The 19,401-nt window shown below is 50.4% G+C and carries 15 protein-coding genes; 12 read left to right on the top strand and 3 right to left on the bottom strand.

What is annotated here, in order from left to right; genetic code table 11:
• Positions 1 to 21: 21 nt before the first annotated feature.
• The gene (locus CF168_RS18395; protein ID WP_089068583.1) at positions 22 to 456 is read right to left on the bottom strand and encodes a cytochrome c-type biogenesis protein; all 435 of its coding nucleotides are present in this window, start codon (positions 454 to 456) and stop codon (positions 22 to 24) included.
• The gene (locus tag CF168_RS18390; RefSeq protein ID WP_089068582.1) at positions 453 to 2,492 is read right to left on the bottom strand and encodes a heme lyase CcmF/NrfE family subunit; all 2,040 of its coding nucleotides are present in this window, start codon (positions 2,490 to 2,492) and stop codon (positions 453 to 455) included. The genes CF168_RS18395 and CF168_RS18390 overlap by 4 nt, the downstream gene beginning before the upstream one ends.
• A gap of 547 nt (positions 2,493 to 3,039) precedes the next feature.
• On the opposite strand from CF168_RS18390, the gene sirA reads away from it, so the two are divergent.
• The 12 genes from sirA (at position 3,040) to CF168_RS18330 (ending at position 16,728) form a co-directional block, all read left to right on the top strand.
• A complete protein-coding gene (gene sirA, locus CF168_RS18385; protein WP_089068581.1) occupies positions 3,040 to 5,169 on the top strand; it encodes a dissimilatory sulfite reductase SirA in 2,130 nt (709 codons plus the stop codon).
• A gap of 61 nt (positions 5,170 to 5,230) precedes the next feature.
• Positions 5,231 to 5,671, top strand: coding sequence for a rhodanese-like domain-containing protein (locus CF168_RS18380; RefSeq protein ID WP_089069003.1), 441 nt, complete (start codon positions 5,231 to 5,233; stop codon positions 5,669 to 5,671).
• Positions 5,672 to 5,764: 93 nt separating this feature from the next.
• Positions 5,765 to 6,544, top strand: coding sequence for an FKBP-type peptidyl-prolyl cis-trans isomerase (locus tag CF168_RS18375; RefSeq protein WP_089068580.1), 780 nt, complete (start codon positions 5,765 to 5,767; stop codon positions 6,542 to 6,544).
• A 64-nt stretch (positions 6,545 to 6,608) separates the two neighbouring features.
• Complete coding sequence (locus tag CF168_RS18370) at positions 6,609 to 7,283, top strand: tetratricopeptide repeat protein (RefSeq protein WP_089068579.1); 675 nt, start codon at positions 6,609 to 6,611, stop codon at positions 7,281 to 7,283.
• 86 nt (positions 7,284 to 7,369) lie between these two features.
• On the top strand, positions 7,370 to 8,077 hold the full coding sequence (locus CF168_RS18365; protein ID WP_089068578.1) for a 4Fe-4S dicluster domain-containing protein: 708 nt from the start codon (positions 7,370 to 7,372) through the stop codon (positions 8,075 to 8,077).
• 2 nt (positions 8,078 to 8,079) lie between these two features.
• On the top strand, positions 8,080 to 9,027 hold the full coding sequence (gene nrfD, locus CF168_RS18360) for an NrfD/PsrC family molybdoenzyme membrane anchor subunit (protein WP_011715701.1): 948 nt from the start codon (positions 8,080 to 8,082) through the stop codon (positions 9,025 to 9,027).
• A 119-nt stretch (positions 9,028 to 9,146) separates the two neighbouring features.
• Complete coding sequence (locus tag CF168_RS18355) at positions 9,147 to 9,638, top strand: nitrous oxide reductase accessory protein NosL (protein ID WP_089068577.1); 492 nt, start codon at positions 9,147 to 9,149, stop codon at positions 9,636 to 9,638.
• Positions 9,639 to 9,647: 9 nt separating this feature from the next.
• Entirely contained in the window at positions 9,648 to 10,922 is a 1,275-nt protein-coding gene (gene nosD, locus CF168_RS18350) for a nitrous oxide reductase family maturation protein NosD (RefSeq protein ID WP_011715702.1), read from the top strand.
• Complete coding sequence (locus CF168_RS18345; protein WP_011715703.1) at positions 10,919 to 11,965, top strand: ABC transporter ATP-binding protein; 1,047 nt, start codon at positions 10,919 to 10,921, stop codon at positions 11,963 to 11,965. The genes nosD and CF168_RS18345 overlap by 4 nt, the downstream gene beginning before the upstream one ends.
• Positions 11,962 to 12,849, top strand: coding sequence for an ABC transporter permease (locus tag CF168_RS18340; RefSeq protein WP_011715704.1), 888 nt, complete (start codon positions 11,962 to 11,964; stop codon positions 12,847 to 12,849). The genes CF168_RS18345 and CF168_RS18340 overlap by 4 nt, the downstream gene beginning before the upstream one ends.
• A 213-nt stretch (positions 12,850 to 13,062) precedes the next feature.
• The gene (locus CF168_RS18335) at positions 13,063 to 14,346 is read left to right on the top strand and encodes a winged helix-turn-helix domain-containing protein (protein ID WP_011715705.1); all 1,284 of its coding nucleotides are present in this window, start codon (positions 13,063 to 13,065) and stop codon (positions 14,344 to 14,346) included.
• Between the two features lie 249 nt (positions 14,347 to 14,595).
• Positions 14,596 to 16,728: a M13 family metallopeptidase gene (locus CF168_RS18330; protein ID WP_089068576.1), complete on the top strand. Its 2,133-nt coding sequence runs from the start codon at positions 14,596 to 14,598 to the stop codon at positions 16,726 to 16,728.
• Positions 16,729 to 16,770: 42 nt separating this feature from the next.
• Here CF168_RS18330 and CF168_RS18325 read toward each other — a convergent pair whose 3' ends face one another.
• On the bottom strand, positions 16,771 to 19,164 hold the full coding sequence (locus CF168_RS18325; protein WP_089068575.1) for a fatty acid cis/trans isomerase: 2,394 nt from the start codon (positions 19,162 to 19,164) through the stop codon (positions 16,771 to 16,773).
• Positions 19,165 to 19,401: the final 237 nt, after the last annotated feature.

Below are 19,401 nucleotides of genomic sequence, written 5' to 3'. Positions count from 1 at the left end.
AAAAGGGGCTATCTTCTAGGGCTATGCGTTTGGGACTTGTGGCCTGCGCTTTAACAGCGCAAACCCTAAGCCAAATCCTGCGGCTAACAGCACTAGCGGGCCGAGCCAGAGTGCCAGTGTGGCGGGCTTAAATTCGGGCTGATAACGGATTTTTTCGCCATAGCGCTGCACCATAAAATCGAGGATCTCATCCCGCTTATAGCCTTGTTCCAAAAGTGAAAAGATTTGTCCTTTAAGCTCATGGGCAATCGGTGCTTGCGATTCAAATAAGGTTTGATTAGTTGCCATAGGGCAGCGCAGCACTTTACTGATCTCTATGGCTTGCAGTTGATAGGAGGCGCCAAGGTTGGGAGCCTCCTGCGCCGTGGCGAGAAACGTCGCGCCGCCAAAGCACAGGCTTAGCGACAGCAACCAAAATAAGAGGCTCAAATAGGGCGAGCGAAACAGTGGGTTCATAAGGTCATTGTCTCCCGTGGTGAGCGACTTACATTCTGCGCCTTTGTTTGTGCGACTCTGTGGCCTTGTTTGATTGGCCAAGCGGCAATCGCGCCCGCAAGAATCATCAATAAAGCGCCCAGCCAAATCCAGGTCGCCAAGGGCTTATAGCTAATGCGGATCAGGTATTCGGTGTCGCTCAGTTGTAGCCCCATAGAGACATAGAGATCCCGCCAAAAACCATGGTCTATACCCGCATGGGACACTTCCATGCCATTACTATTAAAGGTTTGTCGCTGTGGATGGAGGTAACCCAGCACTACATCATCCTGCTTAGCATCGCGGATGCTGATATTGGCTTGAATCGCGCTAAAACTTGGGGTTTCAACAGGTTCTGTGCTTTCGTACACCAGCACATAATCGGCAAGTGGTTTACCTTGGCCAGGCCCCATACGCAGCAAGGCTTCCTGCTCGAAAAACGATACCGAGGTCGCGCCGATAATGCTGACTGCCACACCAAAATGGCCGACTAGCATGGCTAATCTGGCGCGCTTTGATGTTGTCGATATGGCGGGCTTAGGTGTGGTCAATGCTTGGGATTTCACTGTTACACTCACCCCTAGACAGCAGAGCAAAAACAACGCGCTGGCGCAGCCAAGGAATAGGAAGAGAGCACCATCGGTTTGGGTTTGATAACTCATCAGTGCCGCGATAATCACAATGGCGATAGAAGGCAAGGCTAATACCTTGAGTGGCTTGCCGCGCGATCGTCCCCAAGCAATTAACGGTGCTATGCCCATTAGCATCACCGCGATAAAGGTCAGTGGGACAAAAATCGCATTAAAGTAAGGCGCGCCGACTGACAGAGTGCCTAAGCCTAACAACTCGTAGATCAGGGGATAAAAGGTACCCAGCAGAACGGAAAAGGCTGCAACCACTAATACTATGATGCCAAGCAGTAACAGTGTCTCTTTGCTCAATAGGCTAGGGCTTACCTCATGTTTCAAGGCTTGGGCTTTGAGTGCAAAAATCAGCAGCGCTGCGCCGACAAACAGCACCAATAAACATAGGATTGACATGCCTCTAGTGGGATCCGCCGCGAAGGCATGCACCGATTGCACTATGCCGGAACGCACCAAAAAACTGCCTAATAAGCTCAGCGAAAATGCCAAGATGCACAAAAATAGCGTGGTGAGGGCAAAGCCTTGGGTCTTTCTGGTCAGCACTAAAGAATGCACCAGCGCTGTGGCGACTAGCCAAGGAATAAAAGAAGCATTTTCAACGGGATCCCAAAACCACCAACCGCCCCAACCCAATTCGTTATAGGCCCACCAAGAACCAAAGGCATTGCCTCCCGTGAGGAAAATCCACGCCAATAATACCCAAGGCCGCAAGTATTCGAGGTGACGATGCACTAATGCGCCATCCAGTAGGGATGACAGCGCCGCGGCAAAACATACCGTCAGCCCGACATAGCCTAAAAACAGCATAGGTGGGTGCAGTATGAGGCCAATGTCCTGCAATATGGGATTGAGGTCGCGCCCTTCAATCGGAATGTTAGGCAGTAATCGGGCAAAGGGATTGGAGGTAAAGAGTAAAAACAGATTAAAACCGAGGATAACGAGCGCGAGAATCGCCAGTAGCCGGGCAAAGTAGGCTTTATCCGTCTGCACATCGGCGTTATCTAAGTCGACGAATTTACCCGCTTGGCGGCAACTGATGATGGCACCCCATAACGCGATGGCGAACACCCAAAACAGCATAGAACCTTCATGGCTGCCCCACACTGCGGCAATTTTATAACCGAGGGCGAGTTGGCTATTGGAATGATTCGCCACATAGGCAACCGAAAAGTCATCGCTAATAAAGCCATAAATAAGGCATAAGAGTGCGCTCAATAAGCTTATAAACATGGCATTAAATAATTTATTGCCGAACTCGATTAAATAAAACTGTGGTTGATGAATGCCAATAAAGTGAATGATTGTGGAGAATAATGCCAACACAGTACTTATGATGAGCAATAGGTGACCTATTTCTGGGATCATACTTATCATAGTGATTTCCTGTGTTGCATGGTTAATCTGATTTATTGGCTATTCATTAATGGTGAAATTTAACGTTGATAATGTTCGAGCATTTTAATTTAAGCTTTATGTCAATTCTCGCTGGATTATTTTTGATGCATCTTATTTTTAATTTTTGAGTGCTTTTAAATATCTCGAGCATTTCACCGTTTAGGATTGACAGGCAGGGTAGCGGAGTTTTTCGGGCAGGAATGTGATCTGTCTCGGCATTAAAATCGTCACTTTTCCCTTTGGTGATTTTTGAAAAATAAAACCATTTTTTAGGTCTATTTAGATCTCAAAAACCACGATTTATTTCTAAAATATTTTTCCTGAATTGGTATTAAGTTATTAATTTTATTGTGTTTGATTATTTTTATTTCTATTGATTTTTGAATCAAAATTTAATGTGCTCTAGCTCAGGTTTTTAGGCGTTTAGCTGCTTCATCATGCCGCCACTGGTCAATTGTTTATGTCGTTCAGTGAACAGTTAGGTTCAGTGGAAAATATAAAACTAATGATAAATTAGGAGTGAATGATGAAGCGATGGAAATCCAAAGTAGCATTAAGCGTGCTATTTTGTTTAGGTTCTGCCGTAAGTGCTACCACAGTCGCTGCCGATGCTAAGTCGGAGGGGAAGGTGGTACCTGGAGTGGGTAATAAACAACAATCCCACTATACTCAAGATATTCTGGCTAACCCCAATTTAAATGAAAATTTAATGGAGAAATCCCGCGGTGTGAAAACACTGCAGGATTATATTGTTCAAGAGCAAGAATTGTTTGATTTTCTATTTGAAAATCACCCAGTTTTTAAATACGACGCTGAAGGTCGATTAAAGGGCACTTATAAAGTCAGTGACCGTGGTGAAGAATATTTACACGGTGGTGACAGTGTTGCTTACAGCAAACACAGTAAAGAAGTGAACCCCACTGATGGCACCGCAGTGCGTTACAGCTCCTATAACGATGGCCAGCGTCCTAAGGCACTGCAATACCGTTTAGGGGCGAAATCGATTTTAGATTTCCCGAACAAGTTTGTCGGCCCAGAAAAATGCGGTGAGTGTCATGGTCCGCAATACGAGAAGTGGAGACGTTCACGCCACTCTAAGACGATTCGCTTCCCTGGCGAGCATCCTGAGGTCGATAACGACCTGAAGAAAACCATGTATGGCACTAAGGATACCTCGATTCTGCCATCGGGTATTACCGCCGATGCCATCTACGCGACTGTGGGTACGCCACGGACTAAATATGGCTTTATCGACGCCTACCTAGTGCGCGGTACTTACCACGTGAAAGACGGTCTGTTGAAGGATGGCACTGGTACTATGGTCGCCGGTGGTAACCAGTTCTCCCGTGGTTGGGCTGAGTGGTTAACCCCTGAAATGGCAGCCAAAATCAACAAAGCCATCCCAAGCTTCCCCGTCAAAATGGAAGACTTCGGTACTAGCGGTTCACACCAATGGGGCATGAGTTCATACGGCGCTAAGTACGAGAAGGAATTCCTGTTCCAACCGGCTAGCTCCTATTGCGAAATGTGCCACACCTTTAAGTTTGACTTCCAAACCAAAGATGAATTTTTCGCGGCTTTAGGTAACCCGAAAGAGCTGCAAAAGCACACTATCGCCAAAGGGATTACCTGTGAAGAGTGTCACGGTGCGGGCGGCCACTTAGACGGTGGTATCGGTGGTGGCATGCCATCTAACTGTGAACGTTGCCACCAACGCTTTAACTTTGTTGAAGAGTTAGCCGACACGCCACAGGGTAAAGAGAAGCTGGAATACGCCTTCAACGTGAAGATGAAGTCTTCTTGCCCATCCTGTGGTACTGAAGGTTCGCAAATGTTTGCCTCAGCTCACTATGACAAAGGCATGCGTTGTTCAACCTGTCACGATCCGCACGAAGTCACCGACGGTGATTGGACTACGGGTATGACTAAGCCAAAAATCATCAAAGAGTGTACTGACTGTCACACGGCCCAAGCCGAGATCGCCAAGAACACTAACACCCACAGCAACCAAACCTGTCAAAGCTGTCACATGCCAAACATGGGAAGTTGTGAAAACTTCACGGCGATCCAATTCCCTGATATGGCGGGCTTCGACAACGTGCGTAAGTCACACATGTGGAAGATTGATGTCGACCCACTGCGTAAGACCCTCAACCCACCTGAAGGCAAGTCTCGCGATGCGACCACTAAGGGCTGGACTGTGGCGAAAGACGAGAACGGCTACAACTACCTCGACCTGATGTGGACCTGTGCCCGTACATCGGCCTCAGACCATGATGTGGTGGATAACAAAGGCTGTCATAGCCAGTTCCAATCTGAGCTAGAAGTCGGCCTGCACTTCGAAGATCAGCTGGAAATCTACGGCGAAGTTCAGAAGTGGCAAAAACCCGTTAAGGATACTTTTGCTCAAGTAGAACAAGCCCTTGCCCGTATCGACAAGCTGTTAGAAGTCACCAAGCTGTCGGTAGAAGACAAGACTCAAGTGTTGATGTTGACCGACAAAGCCCAAGACGTTGTTCGCCTGATCAAGGCTGACGGCTCATGGGGTGTCCATGGTCCACGTTACTCACTGAAACGTCTCGACGCTGCCTTGACCTATGTTACTCAAGCCCAAGCCATTATCGATGGTAACGGCCTGAGCGCACAGAAAATGTAGTTCGACTCGAGTCTAACTTGTCCCCGGCACGCGAGTGTCGGGGGCTATACGAGGCCAAATGATGAATAAAGTGATTCGACACAGCCTATTAGGCGGCTTACTGGCACTGGGCTTGGGTGGCATGAGTTTACCCGTCGTGGCTGGTGGTGGCTCTGAGATCTCCGAGGCGCCCTATAACGAAATTCAGTTGAATCCGATTTCCATGCGGGAAGCCGAAACCTTAGTCGGCAAACCAGGGGTGTATTTTTTCGATGTAAACACGCTGGAAATCTGGGCGGACGGTTTTATCCCCGGAGCGGTGTTTTTCAATGTGCAGAATTGGCGAGAGCTACTGCCAAAGAATAAAGACGCTGTGATGGTGTTCTATTGTGCTAACCGTCTTTGCACCGCCAGCAACATGGCTGCACGGGAAACCATGAAGCTAGGTTACACAGGTGTGCGCCATATGGCCGATGGCATCTTCGGCTGGCGTATGTCAGGCAGAACAACAGAAAAACCATAGTAATCAAATAAATATTTTAATCGGTTATGGGGTTGCCCATACGTTTTCGGCTAAAGCACTAAAGCCCAAGGGCTAAATTGTAGAGAACATAAAATGAAAATATCTATGCCAACTTCTTTTATCCCAAAAACCCTCACAGTGGCGACCTGCGCTGCATTGTTTGTCTCTATGGCGAGCTTTGCTGCCCCAACGCTTAAAACCGATGCGGATAAAGCGTCTTACAGCATCGGCGCCTCTGTGGGTAACTACATTTCTGGCCAGATTTATAACCAAGTCGAACTGGGCGCCGAAGTGAATGTGGACTTAGTGGTACAGGGCTTTGTCGATGCGCTGAAAAAGCAGCAGCAATTAACCGATGACGAAGTGCTGACCTATCTTAACCAACGCGCCGAAGAGTTAAACGAGGTACGTAAGGCTAACGCCGAGAAACTCGCCGCTGAAAATGCCACAGCGGGAGCTACCTATCTTGCTGAAAATAAGAAGAAATCAGGCGTAATCGTTACAGAGTCAGGCCTGCAATACGAAGTGTTAACTCAAGGTACAGGCAATAAGCCCAACCCAGAGGATGTGGTCACTGTCGAGTACGTCGGCAAGCTTATCGATGGCACCGAGTTTGAAAATACCGTCGGCCGTGAGGAACCCACACGTTTCGCCCTGATGACAGTGATTCCGGGTTGGGAAGAGGGCTTAAAACTCATGCCTATGGGCTCGAAATACCGTTTTGTTATCCCGGCAGAGCTGGCCTATGGCAATGAATTTGTCGGTGAAATCCCGCCGCAATCCACCTTAATTTTTGAAATCGAACTGAAAAATATCGAAAAGCCCAGCGAGAAAAAAGAAGCCCGCATGATGGGCATGATGCCAGCCCACTAAGGGCTAAGCATTGGCTTAAGTTCAGTGAGTGATGAACTTGGATAGGCGAGCGTCGAGGTAAGGCATGGCAAGTTTAGGATTCACCATAGCACTCCTATTAAGCGGGTTTGTGGCTTGGATTTTCTGGCAGCACGCACGTTTAAACCAGCGGCAAACGCTGGGGGGAGAGTCTCAAGTCTCCCATGGTGTGCCTGTGTTGTGCAGTGCGCTTCTGCTATTGCTCACGCTCGCCATCTATAGCCAAACGGGGCGTTATCAGGATTGGAACACAGGCAAGCTCGATGAAAACATTGACTATTTAGTGGCTGCCGACATCACCAAAGCCCTGCGCCTCGTGGATGAACAACCGCAAAACCCGTTGGCATTACGGGCGCTTGCCGAGGCTTACAGCGCCGGTGGCTTATATGCCGATGCGGTGCAGACCCTAGACAAACTGCTTGCGTTAGTGGGGGAGGATGCAGAGGTGCTCGGCGCTAAGGCCAATGCCCTCTATTACCGCGATGGCCGCCAAATGACCGCAGAGACCCAAGCACTGATTGCACAGACGCTTGCGCTCGCGCCCTTTGAGCCGCAGACGCGGATGCTACAGGCCAACGATGCCTATCTCCATGGGCGCTACCAAGAGTCGATAGACCATTGGCAAACATTACTGGCGCAGCCAAGGGCAGAGATTAATCGTGAGGCCCTGTTAAACGCCATCGGCAAGGCCCAAAGCAAATTGAATGAAAGTGGATATTAATCAAGTCGCTAGCCATTTTCAGGCATGTTGGAACGATAACGATATAAATAAAAACGTCGGTATAAAACCGATAGATGGAGGATGTTGTGAGTGAAAATATAGAGAGACGGAGGTTCCTTAAAAGCGCTGGCATGTGCTCTTTGATGTTAACGCCTTTAGCCGGGTGTTCGGTCAAAGAAGAGTCCGACGGCGCCCATAAGCCCCATTACGTCATGGTCTTTGACCAAAACAAGTGTGTCGGCTGTGGCGACTGTAAAACCGCCTGTAATCAAGCCAACCTGTTACCCGAAGGCAAGTCACGGGTGTTGCTCGAGCAGCAGAGTGGTCGTGTCGAAGGTCAGCCTTGTCCGCACTGCGGCAAGATGAGTTGCGACTGTGAACGTAAGTTTGTGCGGGTTTCCTGCCAGCAGTGCAAGAACGCCCCCTGTGTCACTGTTTGTCCGACGGGCGCGGCGCACCGCGACGCGAAAACCGGCATTGTGACTATGGACGCGAGCAAATGCGCCGGCTGTAAATACTGCATTGGGGCTTGTCCTTACAACGCCCGCTACATCAACAGCGATACGGATGTGGCCGATAACTGCGATTTCTGTTTGAACAGCAAGTTAGCTAAGGGCGAATTGCCCGCCTGTGTGCAGAGCTGTAAATACGATGCGCTGATCTTCGGTGATGCCAACGATCCTCAATCCTACGTAAGCAAACTCTTAGCGGTAAAAGACTCAGTGCGCATTAAGCCGCAGTTTGGCACCGAGCCGAGCTTACGTTACATACCAATCGTCAAACTGGGAGTGTAAATATGGATACCAGTATGGAATTTACCTTAGGCCTCTCCCAAGGCGTCGCTTGGCCTTGGCCGATTGCGGTGTATTTGTTCTTCGCGGGCATCTCGGGCGGGGCGTTAACCATTGCGCTGGCGCTGCGGTTTTACTTAGGTCAGGTTGAAAATACCGCCTTCTTAAAAGCGGCGACCCTGCTGTCGTTTGTCACTATCAGTTTAGGGATGTTGTGTCTGGTGCTCGACCTGACTAACCCCTTATTCTTCTGGCGAATTTTGGTGTTCTACAACTTAAATTCTGTGATGTCGATTGGTGTGATTGCCCTGTCGGTGTATATCCCGTTAGTGGCTGTGGTCGCGCTATTGGCCCTCGAAAAAGAGCTGATGGCCATCCCGCAATTGCAGTTCCTCGGCCCCATCATCACTAAGTTGAAGGGCTTTAGACGCCCGATGGAAGCACTGGTGTTATTACTGGCGTTATCCGTCTGTGCTTACACCGGCTTCTTAATCTCCGCCTTGATCCGCTTCCCGCTGATCAACACCTCGGTATTGCCTGCACTGTTTATTGCCTCAGGGCTTTCAGCGGGCGGCGCCTCGGCCAAAATGCTGGCGGTGTGGTTGTTTAAAGAGCCTTTACACAGCGGTGAGATGAAGATCCTACACGGCGCCGAGTGGCCGATTATGTTCGCCGAAGCCCTGTTTATTTTTATGATCGCCACCGCGCTGTTAACCGGTAATGCCGGGGGCCAGTTTGCCTTTGCCGCCTTCCAAGAAGGGATCTGGGCAAGCGTATTCTGGATTGGTGTGGTCGGTATCGGTTTTGGTGCGCCGCTGCTCCTTAACTTCGCCACGGGTAAGCATTTTAGCCATTCGGCCAAAGCGTTTTATATGTCGGGCATGTGTGCGGTAGTGGGCATGATGTGCCTGCGACTCTTCATCCTGTTGGCGGGGCAAAACTACGCGATTTAATCCAGAGCTAAGGCCAAGAGCCTGAGCTAAGAACCATTTTTGTATCAACCCTCGTCGCAAGAGGTCTGTCCCTGCAAGGTGCCTTGGCGAGGCGTTGATATTTTTTAAGGAATAACAGGATGAAAAAGTACTTAAGTTTGCTACTACTCGCTCCTTTGTTATTGGGCTGCAATAAGAGTGAAGCCACTGATCATCAACATAAAGCCGAGATGATCCACGAGCATGACCGTTGCCATCTCTGCGGCATGGTGATCACTAAATACCCTGGGCCTAAGGGACAAGTGCATTTGAAGGCAGAGAAGATGGTGCCTAAGTTTTGCTCCAGCCGCGATATGTTTAACTTTGCCCTACAGCCTGAAAACAAAAGACAAATTGAGTACATGATGGTGCATGACGCCGCATCGACCGACTGGGAGCAACCAGACGATGGCGCCTTTATCGATGCCGCCAGCGCGTTTTATGTCTACGGCACCAGTAAAAAAGCCGTGATGGGGCCTGCTGTAGCGCCTTTTAGCACCAAAGCCGCCGCCGAGGCCTTTGCTCAAGAATACGGTGGCCGCGTGCTTCGTTTCGATGAGATCACCCTCGAATTACTGGCCGGCGATAAATAGGCGATTGCTATGTGGCGCAGCTTGCTGCTCGGTTGGCTCTGTAGCTTATCCCTTGTTGGGTTGGCGCAGGAGTTTAGGGTCACAGATACTGCGGCTTTGACCCAAGCCCTCGCGCGGGCGCAGGATGGCGACACTGTTGTGCTCGCCACCGCCGTTTACGAAGGTAATTTTAGTGTCAGCCGCACGATTCATCTTAAGGGCGAAGCGGGTGCAACCCTAGATGCCTTGCGTCAAGGTAGCGCCTTAACCATTGCTGCGCCCAAGGTGATAGTCGAAGGGCTGAATATCCGTCACTGGGGGCGGGATCTTTATTACCAGAATGCGGGGATCTTGCTGCAACCCGGGGCTGACGAAGTGCTCATTAAGGGCAATCGGCTGGTGGGTGATGGCTTTGGTATCTATGGCGAGCAGCTGAGTGCACCCCGCATTAGGGAAAACAGTATCAGCGGTAATGGCGCCATTTATGTTTTGGATAGGGGCGATGGCGTCTTCCTCAAGCATGTGAGCGCGCCGCAAGTGCAAGATAACCATTTTATTTTTGTCCGCGATGGTGTGTATCTCGAGTCGGTGACAGACAGCCAAATCCACCATAATCAATTCGCTAAGCTGCAATACGGCATCCATTACATGTACACCCGAGGCGATGAAGCCTCAAACAATCAAGCCATTAGCGTCGATGGCGGTTATGCCTTGATGAACTCGCAGCACATCTTTCTACACCACAACAAGGTCAGCCAAGCACGGGACTTTGGCATTCTGCTCAATATCACAAACGATGCCCATGTTCAGGCAAATGTCGCGACAGAGGTGGTCAATCCCCAAGGTTCAGTGGAGCTTGGCAATGAGGGCAAGGGCATTTTTATCTACGCCGCGCAGAATAATCGCATCGAGGCGAATGAGTTTAGCCATAGCGATACAGGGATCAGCATGGCCATGGGCGGCGAAGCAAACCGCCTCTGGCATAACCGCATTGTCGCCAACCAAACCCAAGTCAAATACGTTGGCGAGGCGCAACTCGAGTGGAGTTATCAGGGGCAGGGCAATTACTGGTCCGAATATCAGGGTTGGGACACGAATGGCGATGGCGTCGGGGATATAGTCCATCGGCCCAACGACAGCTTAGACAAACTCTTTTGGCTCTATCCCGAGGCAAAACTCCTGATGGAAAGCCCTGTGGTCTTACTGCTGCGTTGGGTGGAGCGGCAGTTTCAGCCAACGGCTGCAAGTGGTGTGAGTGACAGCTTTCCCTTAATGGGATGGAAAACCGAGGGAGATGGGCAATGAGCCATTTTAGCAATGATGCAAGGCATAAACAGGCGCTTACCTTGATGAAAAACGAGGCTTCATCCCAAGGACAAGTGGCGATTAAGGCCATTGGGCTTTGCAAGCGTTATGCGACGTTTGAGGCGCTCACGGATCTTCATTTTGAACTGCACGCCGGCCAAACTTTAGCGCTACTCGGCCACAATGGCGCGGGTAAATCGACCCTGATTAAAATGATCTTAGGGCTTGTCTCCCCAAGCCAGGGCGAGCTATTTGTGCAGGGACAACCTCTGCATACCAAGCGAGCCAACGCCAATCTGTCATTAGGCTATTTACCTGAAAATGTAAGCTTTTATGACAATATGACGGCGCAGGAAATCTTAAGCTATTTTGCCAAACTTAAGGGGGTAGCCCCCAAGCGCGTATCCATTTTGCTGGAAGAATTTGGCCTGATGGCCGCTAAGGATAAACGCCTAAGCACCTTTTCCAAGGGCATGCGTCAACGTTTGGGATTAGCTCAGGCGGTATTGGCCGATCCTAAGGTGCTGCTATTGGATGAACCGACTGTGGGCTTAGACCCGCTCGCATCGGCATTTTTATATCAGAAAATGGCGCAACTGAAGGCGCAGGGTTGCGCCATCATTATCAGTACCCACGAGTTAGGATTAGTGCAAGATCAAATGGATAGTGCGCTGATCTTAGGCCAAGGTCGGCTGCTCGCCGCAGGTGATTTATCGCAGCTTAGGGCAATCAGCGCGCTGCCAAGTCAGCTTGAGTTGCACCGCGTTTCGCCTTGGCAATATCAGCAGCTAATGGCTCTGCCACTGTTCGCCTCACTGCGGAATCACTCAAGCGCAAACAGAGTGTGCTTTAGTGTGCCCGATGCGCTTAAGCCCAAGGTTATCGAGCAATTACATCTCCTTAAAATCCATGAGTTTTCCATTGCGCCACCGAGCTTGCAGGATATTTTCCATCACTTTATGGCAGGGCTGAATCGCCCTAATGCGTCAACCGTGCGCTCGGCGGTTGAAGACGAGCAAGATCAAAGGGAGTTAGTGGCATGAGTCAGATAAGTATCGAGCAAGGAAATGCCCAATATTGCCCTCCACGGGCGCTAACACTGATTCAAGCCGTTGCTGTGAAAGAGTTTAAGGACAATTTACGCAACCGTTGGCTAGGTTTGATGGCGGGTATCTTGTTGATTTTGTCCCTGTGCGTGAGCTTTATGGGCAGCGCCGTGTCGGGCACTGTAGTGCTGCTCGAGAGCGCACAAATCTTCTCGGGCTTAGTCACGCTCGCGGTGTTTATCTTGCCCTTGGGCGCGATTTTACTCAGCTACGACAGCTTTGTTGGTGAGCGCGAGTCGGGCACGCTATTGCTGCTACTCACTTATCCCTTGGCCCGTTGGCACTTGGTATGTGGCAAGTTACTTGGCCATGCCTATGTGATGATTGCAGCCTGTATGATGGGGTTTGGCGCGACAGCATTGTTACTGCTTACCTTTGTTGAAAATCAATCTAGACACGCCTTAATTATCGGTTTTATCCACTTGATTAGCAGCGGTATTTTGCTGTCGCTGGTGTTTGTGCTTTTGGGTTATTGCGTGAGTCTGTGTGTTCGCGAAAAGGCCAAAGCCCTAGGCATATTACTGCTGCTGTGGTTTGTGCTGGTCTTAGTCTATGACTTAGTGCTACTCACGGCGCTGGTGAGTCTGGCGGAAGTGTTCAATCGCCAGCTATTTAACCTATTGATTTTAATTAATCCTACCGATCTTTTCCGTGCCTTGAACCTGCTGGCCAATCCCGCCGATACCCTGTCGGCTAAGAGTAGTCTCGCCCTGATTGCCCAAACGGGGATGGGGCCTGTGCTGATGTACGCAATGCTGGCGGCTTGGATAGGGCTGTTAGGATTACTAGCCTGCTGGATTTTTGCGAGGCAAGAGGTTTAGTTTTTTCTGCATTAGTTTAAATTTATGCTTTATAAACAATGGGTAAACTGAGTATAGGGTCACAGTATTTTATGTTGTTAAGAAGTAAAATAAACCCTCTTGATTTAGTAGCTAGGAATCACGGTTGCTCTCGGGTGAGACTGAGTTTCACTGTGTTTGCCCGTTGTTAGCGCAATCATAGTCTATTGTGTTGGCTTAGTTTGGGCGCTTAACATGCATAAAATCACTTCATACCTAATGTTAGATGAACAGGCCAAAGAGCTTGTTGACCATGTTCATGGAACCCAGATCGGCCTGACTTTTTCAGAAACCGCCGTACTTGTATTGCTGTTATCTGCCCCGAACGCCATTTTTACCAAGGAAGAATTGCTGCAAGTCGGCTGGCCAGAACGTGTGGTCGCGCCTACCTCATTAACCCAGTGCATCAGTACCTTACGTAAAAAGTTAGAGCCTTATACCGAAGTGCAGCTCAAAACGGTGGCGCGCCGCGGTTATCAGTTGCATGTGTCCGAACAGTCCCATGTGAAGATGTTGGCGATTAACGACGCCGATGCGATCCGCGATGCCATTGTCGGTGTCTCGGCGTGGACGAAACTGGCAGGCATCGTCATGCTGGGGTTAATCCTTATCTCTGTGTGGTACTGGAGCGATCACCATGCCGTGGTCAAACAGGTCGCAAAATGGAACGCCGATAAATATATCAGCCTCAATATTGGCGGCACCTTGGGCACGGCACAGGTGCTGTATATCGACGATGAAGAACATTTACATCCCTCGTGGTGGCAAAAGCATCTAGCGCCAGAAGGTAACCATATCAGCGGCTTGCCTTATTTCAGCGCCTTCGCCGCAACGGATGGTAAAAACTATTCGATGGCTATTTGCCCCTCGCTCGATGCCAAGGATTGTAACGGCAAGGGCATCATCAATATCACCTCGATTGATGCAACGCCGGCGGGCCTTAACATGGCCGAGTTTATCCCGCTGAGTAAGACGATGGAGGAGCGTATTCGCTACAACCGCATCGTGCTGCCGATTGATGATAAGGGGGCGGGGGAGCTGCTGGAGCATAACTACCACGCGGATATCTATTTTCCAGTGGCGGGCGAGCTGCTGGTGCGCACGGATCTCAGCATGTCGCTGGTGTACGAAGGGGAGAATCGGGGTAAGTTTTACTCCACCTCCTGCATTACCGATCAGGACTGTTTAACCACGCCGATTAAGTACACTATCCGTGGGGAGTTTGAGCAGTATCAAACGCAAATTGATGATCTGAATGTGGATGTATTCCATGTCAAAGTGTCGCAAAAGGAGCTCACCAAACCCGATGAGGTGAGTGGCTCTGCCATGCAGTTTTACCGCGCGATCCGTAAGCACGATATTCGCGATGAAGATCTGTTTTACTATCGGGTTTATCAAAATAAGGGCACTGCGGTGTGGATAGTTCCACAGATGGGGCAATTGCTGGCCTGGACCCAGTACACTCAAGTCAAACTCTAACCTAGTGTGTTATGCAAACAGCCGATAGCCATCGGCTGTTTGGCTTTTAGCTAGCAGCATCTGTTTGCCAGAAATGTCTCTTTGCAGATATATAGAGTGTATTAAAGACTTTGCATTAACTTTCTATCATAAAGCGTGAGTTTCTTTTACATCCCACCATATCGCCAGTTACACTGCCTCGCCATGCTGGAAAGCATTCGAATAGCCAAAATACCAAAAATACAAGAATAACAACGGAAGGAGTCTCTCATGTCGGACCGCCTGATCCCCGCCATATTACTGTCGACGACAGTACTGACAGGGTTAACTGCCTGTGGTGATAACACCAAGGAAACCGCCGCTGCCGCCAGCGACAATGCAGCAAAAGTACAAACCAGCGCAGCGCCTGCTGCTAGCCAAGCCGCCACGCCAATCGGCATTAACCTCGCGGCCATGTCGCCTAAGGTTAAACCCGGCGATGATTTTTATACCTACGCCAATGGCGAGTGGATGAAAACCACAGAGATCCCCGCCGATCGCTCAAGCACGGGTGCATTTCTAGTGGCTTTCCAAGAGACGGAAAAGCATAAAACCAGCCTGATCGCCGACTTAGTCAAGGCCGAACACGCCGCTGGCAGCGATGATGCGCGCATTGCCGATTTCTACAAGGCGTACACTAACACCGCGGCAATCGATGCGGCGGGCATGAAGCCAATGGAAGCCGATTTAGCCCGCTATCAAGCCATTGCGGATAAACACGCCCTATCTGCGGCGCTCGGTGCTAACCTGCGTGCCGATGTGGACCCTCTCAATGCCACCGACTTTTTCACCGAAAACCTCTTCGGTATTTTCGTGACTCAAGGTCTGGCGACGCCGGGTGAAGTGCTGCCTTACTTACTGCAAGGCGGTTTAGGCTTACCCGAGCGCGAATATTATCTGTCGGACGACCCTAAAATGGTCGAGATCCGCACCGCTTACCGTGCCTATATCGAGACCCTGCTGACCGATGCGGGCATCAGCGATGCCGCTGCCCGTGCCGAGCGCATTTTTGCCCTCGAACACAAGATTGCTAGCGCCCACGCCAGCCGTGAAGACAGTGAGGATTTCACTAAGGCATCGGGTGTGTGGAGCCGCGCCGACTTTGATGCTAAAGCCCCTGGCATCGACTGGACAGCCTTTTTAGATGCCGCCCAGCTTGGCAAGCAAGACAGATTTGCCGCCTATCACGCCAGTGCTATTACTGGGCTGTCGGCGTTAGTGGCCTCTGAGCCGCTAGATGCGTGGAAAGACTGGTTGGTGTTCCACCATATCAACAGCCACGCCGATGTATTGCCTTCGGCTATCGATAACGCTTCTTTTGCCTTTAACGGCACTAAGCTATCGGGCACCCCTGAGCAGCGCAGCCGTGATAAACGCGCCTTGAGTGCCTTGGATGAATACCTGGGTGATGCCGTGGGCCGCGCCTATGCCGAGCATTATTTCCCTGCCTCGGCCAAGGCCGAAGTCAGCACTATGGTGGATAACATCGTCAGTGCCTTTGGTAAGCGTGTCGAAAAACTCGAGTGGATGGACCCTTCAACCAAGCAGGAAGCCTTAGCTAAGGTTGCGACCATCGCCGTGGGCGTGGGTTATCCCGATAAATGGCGCAATTACGATGCCTATGCGGTATCGCCAACTAATGCTTATGCCAATGCTATCAATGGTGAAAAGGTGGAATACGCCCATCAACTCGCCAAAATTGGTAAGCCAATGGACAAGGGTGAGTGGTGGATGACGCCGCAAGTGGTTAACGCGGTTAATCTGCCGGTGCAAAATGCGCTTAATTTCCCAGCGGGGATTTTGCAGCCACCATTCTTCGATGCTAAGGCCGATGCCGCCTATAACTATGGCGCGATTGGCGCTGTGATTGGCCATGAGATCAGCCATAGCTTTGATAACAATGGTGCGGCGTTCGACTCGACTGGCGCTATGCGTAACTGGTGGACGCCAGCGGACTTTGCTCAGTTTGCTAAGCAGGGTGAGGCATTGGCAAAACAGTTTGATAGCTATGCACCATTCCCGGATCTGCATGTAAACGGCAAGCTGACCTTAGGGGAAAACATTGCCGACGTGGCGGGCTTAGCGGCCGCGCTCGATGCCTACCATGCTTCGCTTAACGGCAAACCTGCGCCAGTTATCGATGGCTTTAGTGGCGATCAACGCTTCTTTATCGGCTTCGCGCAAACGTGGGCGACTAAGATGCGTGACGAAGCTTTGCGTGCCCGCGTGGCGACCGATGGTCATGCCCCTGGCATGTACCGTGCGCTGACCGTGCGTAACTTAGACGCTTGGTACACAGCCTTTGATGTGAAGCCCGGCGATAAGCTGTACTTAGCTCCAGAGGATCGCGTGAAGATCTGGTAAGGTTAAGTTGATAAAAAGGGAACCCTAGGGTTCCCTTTTTTGTTAGCGATTTTGCAGTCGATTGTAGTCCAGCCAACCGCTCTCAATCGGATGACTGTCGAAAAAGGCTTGGTTCAATTTATCGCTAAAGGCCCAGAAACGCGGATCGGTACGGCGCACCGCCGCCAAATCCAATAACGCTTCGTAGTCTTTTTCGGTTTGCATGCTTTCGACCTTAGCCACGACTTTGGCTAAATCTTGCTCCTTAATATGCCAGAAGGCTTCGGGGTAACTGCCCAAAAGTCCGCGCACTAGCGTGACATCATCCTTGGCAGGATCGCGGTTGCTTTCCTCATTGAATAGGCTCGAAATATTTCGATGGGCACTGTTACGTACTAAGGTAAAAATTTCCGCTTTGCCCGTTTTTTCAGGCTCAATCATGATCATCGTCAGCTCGGGCAAAAGGGTCGCTTGCGTGCCTTTGACTCTGCCTAGCGCCTGCAACAATGCCTTGCTGTTAGGTTGCAACTGACTGAGTGCGATTTGATAGCGTTGGGGCTGAACCTCACCGACCTTAGCGGCCAATTTTTGGTAGAGTTCGGCCTTAAGATCGTCCGTGTAGTAGAGTACGCCCGTGGGTTGATTGAAGGTATTAATATCCCCCGCGATAAAGGCGGTCAGCTGGGTGCCCGCATCCTGATACCAATCTTTAAACTGCTTACGGCGCTCCTCTTGGGGTAATAAGGTCAAGAAGTTAGACTCGCCCTCCATCCGTAAAAAATCCATATACAGGCGGGTGAGTAGCTGGTGGCCATAGTTGCCATACACATCGAAACCCGCGACTAAGAGGTAGTGAATCCGCTCCAGCAGGGCATAATCGATCACCCAAGCCGTCTTGGGAGATTCTCCCACTAACCCTTTGACCACAGTGGCATTATCGAAATGCCTAAATACCGTCAGGCTAGCATTATCATTATTGCCGTCGCCATCCCATAGGCCGTCGATAGTAAGGTGGCGACCATTTTTAAATTTATGATTTAAAAACTGATTTCGCGCCCGCATATACTCGCCCTGTTTGGCGGCGTATTTCACCCAGGTCACGGCAAGGGCGGTGCTTTCTTCCTCGGCGGGCATGCGTAGGTTCTCGATTTGGCCCTGATAGAAGTCGGTAAAGTCGCTATCGTCCATATATTCAGGGGTGACAAAGTAAACCCAGAATCTATCGTTGATCACATTGAGGGCGACCTGACCACGGCACACCGGCCCCTTGATAAAGCCCATAATAGTGTCTTGGGCGCGGGTAAGCATAAAGCGATAACGCGAGCCTGCGGGCAGTTGAATAAAGGCCTCGAAGGGATTGGCCGCCACGCTCGGTGCATAGCTTGGCAGCGAGCTGACTTGGTACTTGGCATCGATAAACCACTGCTGCCAGTTTTGCAGCACAGTGTTATTTAAGGCGTAGGGAATATGGGTCTTATCGACGATCGTGGCGTGATAGGGCTTAAAGCGGTAATACACCCGCGACACTTGCGGATCGTCGAAGGGGCGACGGCTGGCAATCAGATCAATCGGTTTGCCCGGCGGCGTGCGTGAGCGCACTAACTCGAAGTAAGCCGCGGGAGCATCGGCTGCGGTTAATGACTCAAAATACAGGTGAAAGGCAAATAAGTGCTCGTAAATATAACGGGCGCTCAGTTGCGCCTTGAGGCTGTCGGCATTTAAGAACTGCTCCCAGCGGGCAATTTCTTGATTAAACTCGGCGCTGAGCGCGGGTGGCGTCGGCAACACTGCACCCTGTTCGAGCCATTGCATCAATACCTTATGTTCCTGCTGATTGAGCGCAGGCAAGCCGTAGGGCATGCCCGCAAGCGGTTGGTATTGCTCGTATTTGTCCATTTCTTCAATGCTGGCGCATTGCTGAACCCGATCGAGGCTAAAGTCGAAACTTTTATCGAGCAGTTTAGTGTCAGGCAGGGGATGGGCCTGTTTTAGCGTTAGCATCCGCGCCAGCACTGAGGCCTGGGTATTGGCCTGTGGGGTCTGGGCGCGCTCATTGAGCACGGGATAAAAACCGCGTTCGCGCCAAGCTTCAGGCGTGTGGGCATCGACAAATAACCGATTCGGCGTTGCCGCCATCAAACGGGTGCCCTGATAGACTTTTTCCTTGTTCGCGCCCCGTTCAATGCCCTCACTGGAAGTCATTTTAAGCTGACATGGCGCATCGTAACAGGCATGGCAAACCACGCAGCGACTGTTGATGATAGGTTCAACAGCCGAATGATAAGTCTTTGTTTGTGCTGTGAGTTCACTCTGGATTGGCTGATTATCGGCCCGCATCTGCGGCGAGCTTTTACCGTAAAGACTATCAAAATCCACTTGGGCGACGCTGGCACAACCTGTGACCGCTAACACTAGGGCCAATAGCCAACGTTTCCAGACTGCATTTATTGGATTCATATCCACTCCTTTGCCCGACTGATGAGCTTTATCCATGCCTAATCTGCAACACTCTAGCAGAATAGTCTGAACAAGTTGAATTTACGGCGTATTTTTATGTTTTTTCTAGAATTATCGCCGTCGCCAACAAAATACTAAATGTTTAATTTGTGTTTTGCGCAGGTTACATAATGGTACGCATTTTTTTGCGGAGTTTTGTTATATCTAGTAGCGCACCTCTGTGCGCAAAAAAATAAC

Origin of the sequence: Shewanella bicestrii (assembly GCF_002216875.1) — a bacterium.
Lineage (GTDB): Bacteria > Pseudomonadota > Gammaproteobacteria > Enterobacterales > Shewanellaceae > Shewanella > Shewanella seohaensis.
This window is presented reverse-complemented; position numbering and strand designations above follow the sequence as displayed.

Excerpts from the sequence above, each read along its gene's own strand:
- CF168_RS18395 (WP_089068583.1), bottom strand. The coding sequence starts at position 456 with ATGAACCCACTGTTTCGCTCGCCCTATTTGAGCCTCTTATTTTGGTTG.
- CF168_RS18390 (WP_089068582.1), bottom strand. The coding sequence starts at position 2,492 with ATGATAAGTATGATCCCAGAAATAGGTCACCTATTGCTCATCATAAGT.
- sirA (WP_089068581.1), top strand. The coding sequence starts at position 3,040 with ATGAAGCGATGGAAATCCAAAGTAGCATTAAGCGTGCTATTTTGTTTA.
- CF168_RS18380 (WP_089069003.1), top strand. The coding sequence starts at position 5,231 with ATGAATAAAGTGATTCGACACAGCCTATTAGGCGGCTTACTGGCACTG.
- CF168_RS18375 (WP_089068580.1), top strand. The coding sequence starts at position 5,765 with ATGAAAATATCTATGCCAACTTCTTTTATCCCAAAAACCCTCACAGTG.
- CF168_RS18370 (WP_089068579.1), top strand. The coding sequence starts at position 6,609 with ATGGCAAGTTTAGGATTCACCATAGCACTCCTATTAAGCGGGTTTGTG.
- nrfD (WP_011715701.1), top strand. The coding sequence starts at position 8,080 with ATGGATACCAGTATGGAATTTACCTTAGGCCTCTCCCAAGGCGTCGCT.
- CF168_RS18355 (WP_089068577.1), top strand. The coding sequence starts at position 9,147 with ATGAAAAAGTACTTAAGTTTGCTACTACTCGCTCCTTTGTTATTGGGC.
- nosD (WP_011715702.1), top strand. The coding sequence starts at position 9,648 with ATGTGGCGCAGCTTGCTGCTCGGTTGGCTCTGTAGCTTATCCCTTGTT.
- CF168_RS18345 (WP_011715703.1), top strand. The coding sequence starts at position 10,919 with ATGAGCCATTTTAGCAATGATGCAAGGCATAAACAGGCGCTTACCTTG.
- CF168_RS18340 (WP_011715704.1), top strand. The coding sequence starts at position 11,962 with ATGAGTCAGATAAGTATCGAGCAAGGAAATGCCCAATATTGCCCTCCA.
- CF168_RS18335 (WP_011715705.1), top strand. The coding sequence starts at position 13,063 with ATGCATAAAATCACTTCATACCTAATGTTAGATGAACAGGCCAAAGAG.
- CF168_RS18330 (WP_089068576.1), top strand. The coding sequence starts at position 14,596 with ATGTCGGACCGCCTGATCCCCGCCATATTACTGTCGACGACAGTACTG.
- CF168_RS18325 (WP_089068575.1), bottom strand. The coding sequence starts at position 19,164 with ATGAATCCAATAAATGCAGTCTGGAAACGTTGGCTATTGGCCCTAGTG.